This window comes from Frondihabitans australicus (genome assembly GCF_003634555.1).
GTDB lineage: Bacteria > Actinomycetota > Actinomycetes > Actinomycetales > Microbacteriaceae > Frondihabitans > Frondihabitans australicus.
In genome coordinates, this window is the sequence record NZ_RBKS01000001.1 from 1,329,095 (window position 1) to 1,345,535 (window position 16,441).

Consider the following 16,441-nt stretch of genomic DNA (forward strand, 5'->3'; position numbering starts at 1 on the left):
CATGGCCCTGCGCGACGCAGTCGGTCCGTACTTCGGCGACTTCGGCGGGCGCTTCGTCCCCGAATCCCTCGTCGCCGCCCTCGACGAGCTCGACGCCGCCTACCGCGAGGCCGCCGTCGACCCCGAGTTCCAAGCCGAGCTCGCCGGTCTGCACGCGACCTACACCGGGCGGCCGTCGATCATCACCGACGTGCCGCGGTTCGCCGAGCACGCCGGCGGGGCGCGCATCCTGCTGAAACGGGAAGACCTGAACCACACCGGCAGCCACAAGATCAACAACGTGCTCGGGCAGGCCCTTCTCGCCCGGAAGCTCGGCAAGACCCGCCTCATCGCCGAGACCGGCGCCGGTCAGCACGGCGTGGCGACCGCCACGGCCGCGGCGCTCTTCGGCATGGAGTGCGTCGTCTACATGGGCGAGGTCGACACCGAGCGGCAGGCGCTGAACGTGGCCCGCATGCGCCTCCTCGGCGCCGAGGTCGTCGCGGTCAAGACCGGCTCGCGGACCCTGAAAGACGCCATCAACGACGCCCTGCGCGACTGGGTCGCCTCCGTCGAGACCACGCACTACGTGCTCGGCACGGTCGCGGGGCCGCACCCGTTCCCGACGATGGTGCGCGACTTCCACAAGATCATCGGCGAGGAGGCGCGGCAGCAGGTCCTCGACCTCACCGGCGCGCTTCCCGACATCGTCACCGCCTGCATCGGCGGCGGCTCGAACGCCATGGGCATCTTCGACGCGTTCCTCGACGACGAGGGCGTCGAGCTCTACGGCTTCGAGGCCGGCGGCGAGGGGATCGAGACCGGTCGCCACGCGTCGTCGATCACGCTGGGCCGCACCGGCGTCCTGCAGGGCGCGCGGTCGTATCTCATGCAGGACGAAGACGGCCAGACCGTCGAGAGCCACTCCATCTCGGCGGGCCTCGACTACCCGGCCGTCGGCCCCGAGCACGCCTGGCTGGCCTCGATCGGCCGCGCGACCTACGAGCCGGTCACCGACGTCGAGGCGATGGAGGCGTTCCGCCTCCTCACCCGCACCGAGGGCATCATCCCCGCCATCGAGTCGTCGCACGCCCTCGCCGGCGCCCTGCGCCTCGGGCGCGACCGCGGGCCGGGCACCACGATCCTGGTCTCGCTGAGCGGCCGCGGCGACAAGGACGTCGCGACCGCCAGCCGCTACTTCGGCATCCTCGACGAAGGGGCGAGCCAGCTGTGACCCTCGAGTTCACCCCCGACACCCGCCCCAGCAAGGTCTCGTCGGCCATCCGTGCCCGGAAGGACGCCGGGTCGGGCGCCGTCATCGGCTACCTCCCCGCGGGCTTCCCCGACCTCTCGACGAGCATCGACGCCGCCGTCACCCTGGCGACAAACGGCATCGACGTCATCGAGCTCGGCCTGCCGTACTCCGACCCCGTGATGGACGGCCCGGTCATCCAGGCGGCCACGCAGAAGGCCCTCGCCGGCGGCTTCCGCGTGCGCCAGGTCTTCGAGGCGGTCCGCGAGATCACGTCGCAGACCAGCGTTCCCGTCGTGGTGATGACCTACTGGAACCCGGTCACGCAGTTCGGCGCGCAGCGTTTCGCCGACGCGCTGGCCGAGGCCGGGGGAGCAGGGCTCATCACGCCCGACCTGATCCCCGACGAGGCCTCCGAGTGGATCGAGGCGGCCACGAACGCCGACCTCGACCGCGTCTTCCTCGCCGCTCCGTCGTCGAGCGAGGCGCGCCTCCGCCAGGCCGTGGCGGCCAGCCGAGGCTTCGTCTACACGGTCTCCACGATGGGCATCACCGGTGCGCGCGCCGACGTCGACGCCGCCGCCGCGACTCTCGTCGGCCGACTCCGCGAGGTGGGCGTCGAGAACGCCTGCGTGGGGCTCGGCATCTCGACCGCGCAGCAGGTCCGCGAGGTCCTCGAGTACGCGGACGGCGCCATCATCGGCTCCGCGTTCGTCCGCGCCCTGTCCGACGGCGGCACCGCGCGACTGGCCGAGGTCGCCGCCGATTTGGCTTCCGGCGCTAAAGTCTCCTAGCGTCGGTACGACGTCAGCACTCTCGTCACGTCCGTTTTCCCCGAAAGGCTCCTGCCTGTGTCGTTGCCCCTCGCCCCCCTCGGGCTCAGCATTCCCAGCCCGTCGAGCGCGTGGCAGTACCTCGATCTCACGGCGATCTACAACGACATCTTCCACCAGAACGCGACTTTCGACGTCCGCATCCACATGTACGCGATCTGCATCCTCGCCGGCATCGTGGCGGCCGTGCTCTTCACGAACGCCCGCCTCAACCGACGCGGTGCCGAGCGCTGGGTCATCATCGACCTCGCCATCTGGTGCGTCCCGTTCGGCATCGTGGGCGGCCGCATCTTCCACGTGGTGACGCACACCGACGACTACTTCGGCCCCGGCAAGAACTGGGTCACGATCTTCTACGTCTGGGAGGGCGGGCTCGCCATCTTCGGCGCCCTCATCTTCGGCGCGATCGGCGCCTGGCTCGGCTGCCGACAGACCGGCATCCGCTTCTGGGTGTTCGTCGACGCCCTCGTCCCCGGCCTCATGCTCGCGCAGGCCTTCGGCCGCCTCGGCAACTACTTCAACGTCGAGCTCTACGGCACGCCGACCACGCTGCCGTGGGGCCTCCAGGTGCCGTCGTCGAACGCGGCGTACCCGGTGGGCCTGCCCGCCGGCACGCTGTTCCACCCGACGTTCGCCTACGAGATCCTCTGGAACCTCTTCGGCCTGTTCGTCATCCTCCTGATCAACAAGAACGTCAAGCTCGAGTGGGGCAAGACCTTCGCCCTCTACCTCGTCTGGTACGGCTCGGGCCGCATGTGGTTCGAGTCGATCCGGACCGACTACAGCGACGTCTTCTTCGGCCTCCGCACCAACGTGTGGGCGGCGATGGGCGCCGTCGTGCTGGGCATCATCATCTTCCTCGTGCAGTCGAGGCGTCACACCGGCCTCGTGCCGAGCGCCTACGCTCCGGGCCGCGGCCCGAACGAGGCGGGGTTCCAGCCCGTCATCACCGGTGAGGTCGACCACCCTGAGGTAGACTCGTCTGGCGACCTCGCGGGCGACGACGACGATGCCGACGAAGTCGCACCCGCCACAGCCCTGCACCGCTAGCACGACACGCATCACCACCGCCGGGGCCTGACCACCGGCCCGCGGTTCGCACCACCTCTCGCTCCGCACACAGACCGAGAGCACACATCGTCTGTCTCCGCCACGACCCCGGCCACCAGACGACTGCCAGAGGCACTCGATTTCCTGTCGGGTCGACCTGAAACGGGCCAGAGACGCCCCGCCCTGCATTAGTTTTCGTCTTACCTCCCTCTCAGGGCGGTTCCACATCGCGAGGACGGATCGACATGGCTCTCACGCCAGCGCACCAGACTTTCAGCAGCATCCCGAAGGCCCAGGGTCTCTACGACCCCAGCCTCGAGAAGGACGCCTGCGGCCTTGCCATGGTCGCGACCCTCCGTGGCACCCCGGGCCACGACATCATCGACGCCGCCCTCGGCGCCCTCCGCAACCTCGAGCACCGCGGCGCGGTCGGCTCGGACGCCGGCACGGGCGACGGCGCCGGCATCCTGATGCAGGTCCCCGACGCTTTCTTCCGCGCCGTCGTGCCCTTCAACCTGCCGGAGGCCGGCCGCTACGCCGTCGGCATCGGCTTCCTGCCCACCGACGACTCCGAGCGCGCCGAGATGAAGGCCGCCATCGAGGCCATCGCCGCCTCCGAGCAGCTGAGCGTCCTCGGCTGGCGCGACGTGCCGGTCCGGGCGCAGGAGCTCGGCAACCTCGCCCGCGCAGCCATGCCCGCGTTCGAGCAGCTCTTCGTGGCCCACGCCGCAGCCGACGGTGTGACGCCGCTCGCCGGCATCGAGCTCGACCGCCTGGCCTTCCGCCTGCGCAAGAGGGCCGAGCGCGAGCTGGAGGCGTACTTCACCTCCCTGTCGAGCCGCACCATGGTCTACAAGGGCATGGTCACGACCCTGCAGCTCGAGCCGTTCTACCCCGACCTCTCCGACGAGCGGGTCGCGTCCAAGCTCGCGATCGTGCACTCGCGCTACTCGACCAACACGTTCCCGTCGTGGCCGCTCGCTCAGCCGTTCCGCATGATCGCGCACAACGGCGAGATCAACACGGTGCGCGGCAACCGCAACTGGATGCGCGCGCGCCAGTCGCAGCTCGAGTCCGAGCTGATCGGCGACATGCGGCCGCTGCTGCCGATCGTCAGCCCGGGCGCCAGCGACTCGGCCTCGTTCGACGAGGTCGTCGAGCTCCTGAGCCTGACCGGCCGCTCGCTGCCGCACGCCATCATGATGATGGTGCCCGAGGCGTGGGAGAACCAGGTCGGGATCGACCCCGTGCTCCGCAACTTCTACGAGTACCACTCGATGCTCATGGAGCCGTGGGACGGCCCGGCGGCCATCACGTTCACCGACGGCTCGCTCGTCGGCGCCACGCTCGACCGCAACGGCCTGCGCCCCGGCCGCTACCTCGTCACCGACGACGGCCTCGTCGTGCTCGCCAGCGAGATCGGTGTGCTGCCGGAGATCGACCAGTCGAAGATCGTTCGCAAGGGCCGTCTGCGCCCGGGCAAGATGTTCCTCGTCGACACCGAGGCTGGTCGCCTCATCGAGGACGACGAGATCAAGAGCGAACTCGCGTCGAGCGAGGCGTACGGCGAGTGGCTCGAGATGAGCCGCATCCACCTCAAAGACCTCCCGGAGCGCGAGCACATCGTGCACACCCCGGCTTCCGTGACCAGGCGTCAGCGGACGTTCGGGTACACGGAGGAAGAGGTTCGGATCCTGCTCACCCCCATGGCGAAGACCGGCGCCGAGCCGCTCGGCGCGATGGGCAGCGACACCCCGATCGCCGTGCTCTCCGACCGGCCGCGCCTGCTGTTCGACTACTTCACCCAGCAGTTCGCGCAGGTGACCAACCCGCCGCTCGACTCGATCCGCGAGTCGGTCGTGACGAGCCTCGGCATGGGCCTCGGCCCCGAGCGCAACCTGCTGGCGGCGACGCCGGAGCACGCGCGCCAGGTGATCCTCGACTTCCCGGTGATCGACAACGACGAGCTCGCGAAGATCCAGCACATCGACCCGCGGCCAGGATCGCGCCTCACGGCCACGATCAAGGGGCTGTACCGCGTCGACAAGGGTCCGCGCGCCATGGAGGAGCGCATCGCCGCGATCTGCGCCGAGGTCGACGAGGCCATCGAGAACGGCACCGAGCTGATCGTGCTCTCCGACCGCGACTCGACGGCCGACCTCGCGCCGATCCCGTCGCTCCTGCTCGTCGCGGCGGTGCACCACCACCTGATCCGCACCGAGAAGCGCATGAAGACCGGTCTGATCGTCGAGGCCGGCGACGTCCGCGAGGTGCACCACGTGGCGACGCTGATCGGCTACGGCGCGTCGGCGATCAACCCGTACCTCGCGATGGAGACGTGCGAGAACCTCGTCCGCAGCGGCATGATCACCGGCATCTCGCCCGAGCAGGCCGTCAAGAACGTGATCAAGGCGCTCGGCAAGGGCGTCCTCAAGATCATGTCGAAGATGGGCATCTCGACCGTGTCGAGCTACGCGGCCGCCCAGGCGTTCGAGGCCGTCGGCCTCAGCCAGCAGTTCATCGACACCTACTTCACCGGCACCTCGACGCGCCTCGGCGGAGTCGGCATCGACGTGGTCGCGGCCGAGAACGCCGAGCGCCACCTCAGCGCGTACCCGGCCGACGGCGCCACGAGCGCGCACGAGCGCCTGCAGACCGGCGGCGAGTACCAGTGGCGCCGCGAGGGTCCGCCGCACCTCTTCAACCCCGAGACGGTGTTCCGCCTGCAGCACGCGACCCGGTCGGGCCGGTACGACATCTTCCGCGAGTACACCAAGCTCGTCGACGACCAGGCCGAGAACCTCATGACCCTGCGCGGGCTGTTCACGCTGCGCACCGGCACGCGTCCCGCGGTGCCGCTCGACGAGGTCGAGCCCGTCTCGTCGATCGTCAAGCGGTTCTCCACCGGCGCGATGAGCTACGGCTCGATCTCCCGCGAGGCCCACGAGACGCTCGCCATCGCGATGAACCGCCTCGGCGGCAAGTCGAACACGGGCGAGGGCGGAGAAGACGTCGACCGCCTCCTCGACCCCGAGCGCCGCAGCGCGGTCAAGCAGGTCGCGTCGGGCCGATTCGGCGTGACGAGCATGTACCTCACGCACGCGACCGACATCCAGCTCAAGATGGCGCAGGGCGCGAAGCCGGGCGAGGGCGGCCAGCTGCCTCCGTCCAAGGTGTACCCCTGGGTCGCGCGCACGCGTCACGCGACGCCGGGAGTCGGCCTCATCTCGCCGCCCCCGCACCACGACATCTACTCGATCGAAGACCTCAAGCAGCTGATCTTCGACGTGAAGCGCGCCAACCCGACCGCCCGCGTCCACGTGAAGCTCGTGTCGCAGTCCGGCATCGGCGCGGTAGCTGCGGGCGTGACGAAGGCCCTGGCCGACGTCGTCCTGGTCTCCGGCCACGACGGCGGAACAGGAGCCAGCCCGCTCAACTCCCTCAAGCACGCCGGCACGCCGTGGGAGATCGGCCTGGCCGAGACGCAGCAGACGCTCATGCTGAACGGCATGCGCGACCGCGTCGTCGTCCAGGTCGACGGACAGATGAAGACGGGCCGCGACGTCATCGTCGCCGCGCTCCTCGGAGGCGAGGAGTTCGGGTTCGCGACGGCCCCGCTCGTGGTGAGCGGGTGCATCCTGATGCGCGTCTGCCACCTCGACACCTGCCCCGTGGGCGTCGCGACGCAGAACCCCGAGCTGCGTGCGCGCTTCTCGGGCAAGGCCGAGTACGTCGTCAACTTCTTCGAGTTCCTGGCGCAGGAGGTGCGCGAGTACCTCTCCGAGCTCGGCTTCCGCTCGCTCGACGAGGCCATCGGCCACAGCGAGCTGCTGGGCGTCGACCGCGCCGTCGACCACTGGAAGGCGTCGGGTCTCGACCTCGAGCCCGTGCTCGTCGGGCCGGAGTTCGCCGACGACGAGCCGCGGCGCAACCGTGTTCCGCAGGACCACGAGCTCGAGAAGCACTTCGACAACCAGCTGATCCACGCCACCGCCGAGGTGCTCGAGAAGGGCGGCCAGGTCTCGCTGACCCTGCCGATCCGCAACACCGAGCGCGCCGTCGGCACGATGCTGGGCCACGAGGTGACCGTCCGCCACGGCGAGAACGGCCTGCCGCAGGGCTCGATCGACGTGACGCTCACCGGATCCGCCGGGCAGTCGCTCGGCGCGTTCCTCCCGGCCGGCATCACGCTGCGCCTCGAGGGCGACAGCAACGACTACGTCGGCAAGGGCCTGTCCGGCGGCACGATCGTCGTGCGTCCGCCCGCGGGTGCCGGCTTCGTGCCGGAGGAGAACGTCATCGCCGGCAACGTGATCGGCTACGGCGCGACGCAGGGCAGCATGTTCATCCGCGGCATCGTGGGCGAGCGGTTCCTCGTGCGCAACTCCGGCGCCACCGCCGTCGTCGAGGGCGTGGGAGACCACGCGCTCGAGTACATGACGGGCGGCCTCGCGCTGATCCTGGGCCCCACGGGTCGCAACCTCGGAGCGGGCATGTCGGGCGGAACCGCCTACGTGCTCGGGCTCGAGCGCGACAACGTGAACGAGGACTCCCTGACGACCGGCGAGCTCCTGCTGCAGGAGCTGGGGAGCGCCGACCTCGAGATCGTCACCGACCTCCTCGAGAAGCACCTCGCGGAGACCGGATCCGGCCTCGCGGAGCGCCTCCTGGCCGACGGCGAGGCCCTCGCATCCAAGTTCACGAAGGTTCTGCCGCGCGACTACGCCGCGGTCATGGAGACACGCCAGACGGCTGTCGACGAGGGGCTCGACCCCGACGGCGACGAGGTCTGGAATCGAATCATGGAGGTTACCGGTGGCTGACACGAACGAGGTCTGGAACCGGCTGTGCCCATCAAAATCCCAGGAGGTGACCGGTGGCTGACACGAACGAGGTCTGGAACCGGCTGTGCCCATCAAAATCCCAGGAGGTTACTGGTGGCTGACCCGAAGGGCTTCCTCAAGGTCCAGAAGCGCGAGCTCCCGCAGCGTCGCCCCGTCTCGGTCCGTCTCATGGACTGGAAAGAGGTCTACGAGCAGCAGGAGTCCGGCGAGCTCCGCCGGCAGGCCGGCCGCTGCATGGACTGCGGCGTGCCGTTCTGCCATCAGGGCTGCCCCCTCGGCAACCTGATCCCCGAGTGGAACGACCTCATGTGGCGCGGCGAAGGCCGTCAGGCCATCGAGCGTCTCCACGCGACGAACAACTTCCCGGAGTTCACCGGCCGCCTGTGCCCCGCACCCTGCGAGGCGTCCTGCGTGCTGGGCATCAACCAGCCCGCGGTGACGATCAAGCAGGTCGAGGTGTCGATCATCGACCAGGCCTTCTCGAACGGCTGGGTCACGCCGCACCCGCCGGAGCGCCTCACCGGCAAGACCGTGGCGATCGTCGGATCCGGCCCCGCCGGCCTCGCCGCCGCGCAGCAGCTGACGCGCGCCGGCCACACCGTGGCCGTGTACGAGCGCGACGACCGCATCGGCGGCCTCCTGCGCTACGGCATCCCGGACTTCAAGATGGAGAAGAAGCAGATCGAGGCCCGCCTCGCCCAGATGCAGGCCGAGGGCACCCGCTTCCGCGCCGGCGTCGAGATCGGCAAGGACATCTCGTGGGACGACCTGCGCGCGCGCTACGACGCCGTCGTGGTCGCGACCGGCGCGACGGTGCCGCGCGACCTGCCGATCCCGGGCCGCGACCTCTCGGGCGTGCACTTCGCCATGGAGTACCTCGTCCAGCAGAACAAGGCCGGCGCCGGCGACCAGGTCGCCGACCAGATCACGGCCGAGGGCAAGCACGTCGTCGTCCTGGGCGGCGGCGACACCGGAGCCGACTGCATCGGCACCGCGCACCGCCAGGGCGCCCTGAGCGTCACGAACCTCGCCATCGGCAAGCAGCCGCCTCTCGAGCGTCCGTCGCACCAGCCGTGGCCGACTCAGCCGACGCTCTTCGAGGTCTCGAGTGCGCACGAGGAGGGTGGCGAGCGGGTGTACCTCGCGTCGACCGTCGAGTTCCTGAGCAACGAGGTCGGCGAGGTGCGCGCCATCCGCGTCGCCGAGACCGAGTACATCGACGGGCGCCGCGTGCCGAAGTCGGGCACCGAGCGCGAGATCCCGGCCGACCTGGTCCTCCTGGCGCTGGGCTTCACAGGCCCCGAGAGCGAGACGCTCGAGAGCCAGCTCGGCGTGCCGTTCGATGAGCGCGGCAACGTCGAGCGCGACGGCCAGTACGAGACCAGCGAGCCGGGCGTCTTCGTGACCGGCGACGCCGGCCGCGGCCAGTCGCTCATCGTCTGGGCAATCGCCGAGGGCCGCGCCACCGCGTCGGCCGTCGACCGGTACCTCGAGGGCTCGACCTCGCTGCCCTTCCCGGTCAAGCCGACCGACCGCGCCATCTCCGTGATCTGACCCGCTGCGACCACCCCGGCCGCACGAATTCATGCCGACGACGGGTGCCGGTTACTGGCACCCTCGTCGGCGGGAATAGGGTGGGGTGGTGCCACGTGCGCTTCACCCCGCAATCACCTCCGACGAAGGAATATTTTGAGACGAGCAAAGATCGTCGCGACCCTCGGGCCCGCGACGTCGAGCTATGACGACATCCGGTCGATCATCGACGCCGGTGTCGACGTGGCGCGGATGAACCTCAGTCACGGCACCTACGAGGTGCACCAGGGCGTGTACGAGAACGTGCGCAAGGCGGCGGCCGATTCCGGCCGTGCCGTCGCGGTCCTGGTCGACCTGCAGGGTCCGAAGATCCGTCTCGGCAAGTTCTCCGACGGCCCGCACGACCTCGCGGTCGGCGACATCTTCAAGATCACGACCGAGGACATCCTCGGCACGAAGGAGATCTGCGGCACGACCTTCAAGGGCCTGCCGCAGGACGTCGCCGCCGGCGACCCGCTGCTCATCGACGACGGCCGCGTGAAGCTGCGCGTTCTCGAGACCGATGGCACCGTGGTCACCACCGAGGTCGTCGTGGCCGGCACGGTCTCGAACAACAAGGGCATCAACCTGCCCGGCGTCGCGGTCAACGTGCCCGCGCTCTCCGAGAAAGACGAAGCCGACCTCCGCTGGGGCCTCGGCCTCGGTGCCGACTTCATCGCCCTCTCGTTCGTCCGCAACGCGGAGGACATCGACCGCGTCGCCGAGATCATGGCCGAAGAGGGCCGCAAGGTGCCGGTCTACGCGAAGATCGAGAAGCCCCAGGCGGTCGACAACCTCGAGGAGATCATCGACGCCTTCGACGGCATCATGGTCGCGCGAGGCGACCTCGGCGTCGAGCTGCCGCTCGAGGCGGTGCCGATCGTCCAGAAGCATGCCATCGAGCTCTCACGTCGCATGGCCAAGCCGGTCATCGTCGCCACGCAGATGCTCGAGTCGATGATCTCCAGCCCGATCCCGACCCGCGCTGAGACGTCCGACGTCGCGAACGCCGTCCTCGACGGCACCGACGCCGTCATGCTCTCGGGCGAGACCAGCGTCGGCGAGTACCCCGCGATCACGGTGGCCACCATGGCCAGGATCGTGCAGTCCACCGAAGAGCACGGCCTCGAACGGATCCCGGCACTCGGCACGAAGCCCCGCACCCAGCCCGGCGCCATCACGCTCGCCGCGGCCGAGGTCGCCGACTTCGTCGAGGCCAAGTACGTCTGCGTCTTCACCGAGGGCGGCGACACCGTCCGCCGCATGGCTCGCCTCCGTCACGCGATCCCGATCGTCGCCTTCACCACCGACGAGGCCATCCGCCGCCGCATGGCGATGAGCTGGGGCGCCCAGTCGTACCTCGTCGACCCGGTGACCCACACCGACGCCATGTTCGGCCAGGTCGACGACGTGCTGCTCGGCAACGGTCTCGCCCAGCACGGCGACAAGGTGATCGTCATCTCCGGGTCCCCTCCCGGGATCTCCGGCTCGACGAACGACCTGCGCGTGCACCGCGTCGGCGACGCCCACAACGAGGCGGCTCCGGCCTACGCGCGCAGCTAGGTTCGACCGACGGCCGCTCTCACCTCTGGGTGAGGGCGGCCGTCGCCGTTTTCATTCCCAGCGAGCCGTGACCATGCTGTGAAGGCCTCGCCCGGAGGCCGCCGAAAACCTAGGATCGTCGCATGGCTGTCGACGGTTCGCACGAGGGGTGCTTCGAGTTCGGCTCGCGCCTGTACGTCGTGCCGACCGACTCCGAGCACAGCGTCGCCGAGGTGGCCCGCAGCTACTCGGATGCGTCGCGCATCCGGCGTCGCGGGCACCGCATCCGCCTGCACTGGACTGCGTTCGTGGGCGCGGCCCTCGGCGGCGGATTCCTCGACCTCTCGGCCTGGCACTCGTCGGGTCTGACGGCACCCCTCGATCTCGCGATGCTGTTCGGGCTCGGGGGAGTGGTGGGCTTCGCCACGGCGATCGGCATGCGCCAGGCCTTCCGGGCGCAGGCGACCGAGGTGGTCGTGCGGCTTCCCGCCATCCAGGTGCCGGCCGAGGTCGCCCGCCATGCTCCCGACGACGCCACGGCCGACGAGCTCGTGCTCTGGAGCGTCCTCACCCGCCGGTTCCGTGCCGCGCGCGTCGCCCTCGAGAACGTGCCCTTCGAGTCGGCGGGGCCGTCCGAGGCGCCCGGTCACTCGCCCACCGGCACCCTGACACCGCAGGCGACGGGGGCACTCGCCGAGCTGACGTATGTGACGGCCAAGCACGACTACGAACCCGTCGCGTTGATCCTGGGCCTGCCCGTCCCCGACTGATCCGCACACGGCTCGGCCGGGGAATGCAAGAGGCCCCGGCACGAATGCCGGGGCCTCTCGGGTGTGCGTCGCCTAGGGCTAGAGGACGCGGATGTTCTCGGCCTGGAGGCCCTTCTGGCCCTGGGTGGTCTCGAACTCGACCTTCTGGTTCTCCTCGAGGTTGCGGTAACCCGAACCCGAGATGGCCGAGAAGTGCGCGAACACGTCGGTCGAACCGTCGTCAGGCGTGATGAAGCCGAAGCCCTTCTCGGAGTTGAACCACTTGACGGTGCCTGTTGCCATTTTTCTGTATTCCTTCAATCAGAGGTGCTCGATCCCCGTGCGAGATCTCTCGTCGCGGTGTCTTCCGCTCCCTCTAGGAACGATGAGAGCGAAACCGCCTCATCGCGAAGTACAAATGCGTCACACAACAACCAGTGCCGCTCACCCTATCCCAGGCGGAGCCTCAGCGACACCGCCCGCGCGAAAGAAGTCGTCATGAAGTCGGTAGGCTGGTCATTCACGCGAATGTGGTGGAATTGGCATACACGGGGCACTCAAAATGCTCTGCCTCACGGCTTGCGGGTTCGAGTCCCGCCATTCGCACCCTGGGCGCCGTGCCGGAGCGGCCGAGCCCCGGTCGCAGCGCCCCTCACCCGGGCCGCGCGATTCCACAAAACCTCAAGACGGTAGGATTCCATTCGTGAGTGACCAAGAAGCAACTCCCGCAGCTCCGCGACGCGTCGTCGTCGCCGAAGACGAGAGTCTCATCCGCCTCGACATCGTCGAGATCCTCCGCGACAACGGCTTCGAGGTCGTCGGCGAGGCCGGCGACGGCGAAGCAGCAGTGGCGCTCGCCACCGAGCTGCGTCCCGACCTCGTGATCATGGACGTCAAGATGCCCAAGCTCGACGGTATCTCGGCCGCCGAGCAGCTGAGCAAGAACCACATCGCGCCCGTCGTGCTCCTCACCGCCTTCAGCCAGAAAGAACTCGTCGAGCGCGCCAGCGAAGCCGGCGCCCTCGCCTACGTGGTGAAGCCGTTCACGCCGAACGACCTCCTCCCCGCCATCGAGATCGCCCTCTCGCGCTACACGCAGATCATCACCCTCGAGGCCGAGGTCGCCGACCTCGTCGAGCGCTTCGAGACGCGCAAGCTCGTCGACCGGGCCAAGGGCCTCCTCAACGAGAAGATGGGCCTCACCGAGCCCGAGGCGTTCCGCTGGATCCAGAAGGCGTCGATGGACCGCCGCCTCACCATGCACGACGTCGCCCAGGCGATCATCGAGCAGCTCAGCGTCAAGAAGTAGCAGCACCCCTCACGACGAAGGCCGACCCCGGGCGGGGTCGGCCTTCTGCGTCTGCGGCGCGCCCGGCGCGTCCTAGCGGGCGTCGCGCAGGATGTTCGTGATGCGCACCGTGCTCAGCCTCCGGCCCGCATCGTCGGTGAGCACGACCTCGTGCGTGGCGAGGGTGCGCCCGATGTGGATCGCCGTGCACGTGCCGGTCACCCAGCCGCTCGTCGCCGCCCTGCTGTGGCTGGCGTTGAGTTCGATGCCCATCGCCATGCGCCCCGGGCCGGCGGCCAGGGTCGCCGCCATCGATCCCAGCGACTCGGCGAGCACCACGTGGGCACCGCCGTGGAGGATGCCGAACGGCTGCGTGTTGCCCTCGACCGGCATCCGGCCGACCGCCCGTTCGGCGCTGATCTCGAGGATCTCGATGCCCATCTTCGCGGCCAGGTCGCCGACGCCGCGTCGCCCGGAGACGTCGAGGTCGTCGTCGGGCAGGGGAGCGGGCGACGAGCCGGTCTCGGCTCCTGCGCCACCTGTCTCGATGATGGGATCGGTCACTTCGGCCTCCTCGCGAACGGAGCCCGTCGCGGTCGGCCGCCGCACCGGAACGAGTGTCGGAGGCGGCCGCTAGGCTGACGGGGTGTCGGACGCAGCAAAGCCTACCCTTCTCGTGATCGACGGCCATTCCCTGGCCTTCCGGGCGTTCTACGCCCTTCCGGTCGACAGCTTCGTCAACCGCGAGGGCCAGCACACCAACGCCATCCACGGCTTCATCTCGATGCTGCTGAACCTCCTCAAGAACGAGAAGCCGACGCATCTCGGCGTCGCGTTCGACATCTCGCGCTACTCCTTCCGCACGCGCGAGTACCCCGAGTACAAGGGCACCCGCTCCGAGACGCCGCCCGAGTTCGTCGGCCAGATCCCCCTGCTGCAGGAGGCACTGCACGCCATGGGCATCACGACGATCACGAAAGAGGACTTCGAGGCCGACGACATCCTGGCGACCCTCGCCAGCCGCGGGGCGTCCGAGGGCTTCCGCGTCTCCGTGGTCTCCGGCGACCGCGACGCCATCCAGATGGTCAACGACGACGTCACGCTCCTCTACCCGTCCGCACGAGGTGTCACCGACCTCACCCGCTACGACCGCGACAAGGTCTTCGAGCGCTACGGCATCGAGCCTCCGCAGTACCCCGAGATCGCCGCCCTCGTCGGCGAGTCGAGCGACAACCTGATCGGCGTCGACAAGGTCGGCGAGAAGACCGCGGTCAAGTGGATCACACAGTACGGCTCCCTCGAAGAGGTGATCGCCCACCGCGACGAGATCAAGGGCGTCGTCGGCGACAAGCTCCGCGAGCAGTACGAGCGAGCCGAGCGCAACCGCCGCCTCAACCGGCTCGTCACCGACGTCGAGCTCCCGGTCGGCCCTGGCGACCTCGAACGTCGGCCGATCGACGTCACAGCGGTCCGCGAGGTCTTCGACCGCCTGCAGTTCCGCACTCTGCTCGACCGGGTGGTCGCCCTGGCCGAGGCTTCGGGCGACGGCGAGGGCAGCGCTCCTGCGCCCTCCGAGCCCGTCGGGCCCACCACGCCCGTCGTCCGCACGCTCATCGACGAAGAGCTCGGCTTCTGGCTGAAGAACCACGCGGGCGCCGACAAGCCGGCCGTGGGTCTGGCCGTCGAGTACGGCGCAGGCGGCACCGTGACCGGCCTCGGCATCGCGGCCGCCGACGACACCGTGTACGTGCCCTGGGCCGCGGGCCGCGGCGACTACGTCGCGCTCGAGGAGTGGCTCGGCGCAAGCAGTCCGAAGGTCGTGCACGACGCGAAGCGCAGCTACAAGGCGTTGAAGACCTCCGGGCTGCCGCTCACCGGTCTCGTGGGCGACCCGCGGATCGCGGCGTGGCTCCTGCGGCCCGGGCGCACCTCGTTCGCGCTCGACGACCTCGTCTACGAGCACCTCGGCGAGAAGATGCCGACGGCAGACCCGAACCAGCTCGTGCCCGCCGACGACGCCGGCTCGGCCGCGCTCGACGCCTGGTACGCCCTCCGGGTCTCCGACGCGATCGTCGAGGCGCTCGACGAGGGCTCCCGCGGCGTGCTCCGCGACATCGAGCTGCCGCTCGTGCGGGTGCTCGGCGACATGGAGCTCACGGGCGTCGCCACCGACCAGAAGTCGCTCCGCGACCTGTCCGTCAGGCTCGGCGACACCGCCGCCTCGATCGCCGCCGAGGCGTTCGAGGTCATCGGGCGCGAGGTCAACCTCGGTTCACCCAAGCAGCTGCAGGAGGTCCTGTTCGAGCAGCTCGACATGCCGAAGACCCGTGCGATGAAGACGGGCTACTCCACCGACGCTGCCTCGCTCGCCGACCTCCAAGACAAGCATCCGCACCCGTTCCTCGGGCTGCTGCTGAAGCACCGCGACGCCACGAAGCTCCGGCAGATCATCGACACGCTCGACAAGGCGGTGGACGAGGGCGGCCGGATCCACACGACCTACGACCAGACGGGCACGACGACGGGCCGCATCTCGTCGATCGACCCGAACCTCCAGAACATCCCCGTCAAGACCGAGGTCGGGCACGAGATCCGCGCCGCGTTCCAGCACGGCTCCGACTACGAGACGCTGCTCACCGCCGACTACTCGCAGATCGAGATGCGCATCATGGCGCACCTCTCCGGCGACCCGGGTCTCATCGAGGCGTTCAACGTCGGCGAAGACCTCCACCGCTTCGTCGGCGCCCGCATCTTCGGCGTCGAGCCGGCCGACGTGTCGCCGCTCATGCGCACCAAGGTCAAGGCCATGTCGTACGGCCTCGCCTACGGTCTGAGCCCGTTCGGCCTCTCCAAGCAGCTCCGCATCGAGACGGCCGAGGCCAAGCAGCTCATGGCCGACTACTTCGCCCGCTTCGGCGCCGTCCGCACCTACCTCCGCGGCGTCGTCGAGCAGGCCCGCGAAGACGGCTACACCGAGACCATCTTCGGCCGCCGACGCCCGTTCGCCGACCTCACCTCGCCGAACCGCGTGCTCCGCGAGAACGCCGAGCGCGCCGCCCTGAACGCCCCGATCCAGGGCTCGGCCGCCGACATCATGAAGATCGCGATGCTGGGTGTGCGCGACGACCTCGACGAGCGCGAGCTCCGGTCGCGCGTTCTGCTGCAGGTGCACGACGAGCTCATCGTCGAGGTCGCCCGGGGCGAGGCCGACGACGTGGAGGAGATCGTCCGTCGCCGCATGGGCTCGGCCGCCGACCTCAAGGTGCCGCTCGACGTCTCCGTCGGCCACGGCGAGAGCTGGGACGCCGCCGCGCACTGACCGCCCGCGGGGC

At 69.4% G+C, this 16,441-nt stretch carries 11 protein-coding genes and 1 tRNA gene; 10 read left to right on the forward strand and 2 right to left on the reverse strand.

Features of this window, described 5'->3' with window-relative positions; genetic code table 11:
* The first annotated feature begins 1 nt into the window (after position 1).
* From trpB to C8E83_RS06150, 7 genes are all read left to right on the forward strand, one after another.
* Positions 2-1,213 carry a tryptophan synthase subunit beta gene (trpB, locus tag C8E83_RS06120; RefSeq protein WP_121368906.1) on the forward strand — a complete coding sequence of 404 codons (1,212 nt, stop codon included), beginning with the start codon at positions 2-4 and terminating at the stop codon, positions 1,211-1,213.
* On the forward strand, positions 1,210-2,025 hold the full coding sequence (gene trpA, locus C8E83_RS06125; RefSeq protein WP_121368907.1) for a tryptophan synthase subunit alpha: 816 nt from the start codon (positions 1,210-1,212) through the stop codon (positions 2,023-2,025). Before trpB ends, trpA begins: the two co-directional genes overlap by 4 nt.
* A 57-nt stretch (positions 2,026-2,082) precedes the next feature.
* On the forward strand, positions 2,083-3,114 hold the full coding sequence (gene lgt / locus C8E83_RS06130; protein WP_425454755.1) for a prolipoprotein diacylglyceryl transferase: 1,032 nt from the start codon (positions 2,083-2,085) through the stop codon (positions 3,112-3,114).
* 245 nt (positions 3,115-3,359) lie between these two features.
* Entirely contained in the window at positions 3,360-7,937 is a 4,578-nt protein-coding gene (gltB, locus tag C8E83_RS06135) for a glutamate synthase large subunit (RefSeq protein WP_121368908.1), read from the forward strand.
* Positions 7,938-8,051: 114 nt separating this feature from the next.
* Positions 8,052-9,512 (forward strand): glutamate synthase subunit beta, encoded by a 1,461-nt coding sequence (locus C8E83_RS06140; protein ID WP_121368909.1) that lies wholly within the window; start codon positions 8,052-8,054, stop codon positions 9,510-9,512.
* A gap of 135 nt (positions 9,513-9,647) precedes the next feature.
* Positions 9,648-11,093, forward strand: coding sequence for a pyruvate kinase (gene pyk / locus C8E83_RS06145; protein WP_121368910.1), 1,446 nt, complete (start codon positions 9,648-9,650; stop codon positions 11,091-11,093).
* A gap of 122 nt (positions 11,094-11,215) precedes the next feature.
* Positions 11,216-11,842: a hypothetical protein gene (locus C8E83_RS06150; RefSeq protein WP_121368911.1), complete on the forward strand. Its 627-nt coding sequence runs from the start codon at positions 11,216-11,218 to the stop codon at positions 11,840-11,842.
* Between the two features lie 78 nt (positions 11,843-11,920).
* Here C8E83_RS06150 and C8E83_RS06155 read toward each other — a convergent pair whose 3' ends face one another.
* Positions 11,921-12,124 (reverse strand): cold-shock protein, encoded by a 204-nt coding sequence (locus tag C8E83_RS06155; RefSeq protein WP_121368912.1) that lies wholly within the window; start codon positions 12,122-12,124, stop codon positions 11,921-11,923.
* Between the two features lie 221 nt (positions 12,125-12,345).
* On the opposite strand from C8E83_RS06155, the gene C8E83_RS06160 reads away from it, so the two are divergent.
* Both C8E83_RS06160 and C8E83_RS06165 read left to right on the forward strand, forming a co-directional pair.
* A tRNA-Leu gene (locus tag C8E83_RS06160) sits at positions 12,346-12,427 on the forward strand.
* Positions 12,428-12,524: 97 nt separating this feature from the next.
* Complete coding sequence (locus C8E83_RS06165) at positions 12,525-13,130, forward strand: ANTAR domain-containing response regulator (RefSeq protein ID WP_066279960.1); 606 nt, start codon at positions 12,525-12,527, stop codon at positions 13,128-13,130.
* Between the two features lie 72 nt (positions 13,131-13,202).
* On the opposite strand, the gene C8E83_RS06170 is transcribed toward C8E83_RS06165, so the two are convergent.
* On the reverse strand, positions 13,203-13,550 hold the full coding sequence (locus tag C8E83_RS06170; RefSeq protein ID WP_121371769.1) for a PaaI family thioesterase: 348 nt from the start codon (positions 13,548-13,550) through the stop codon (positions 13,203-13,205).
* Positions 13,551-13,755: 205 nt separating this feature from the next.
* On the opposite strand from C8E83_RS06170, the gene polA reads away from it, so the two are divergent.
* Positions 13,756-16,428 (forward strand): DNA polymerase I, encoded by a 2,673-nt coding sequence (gene polA, locus C8E83_RS06175; protein ID WP_121368913.1) that lies wholly within the window; start codon positions 13,756-13,758, stop codon positions 16,426-16,428.
* Positions 16,429-16,441 lie beyond the last annotated feature (13 nt).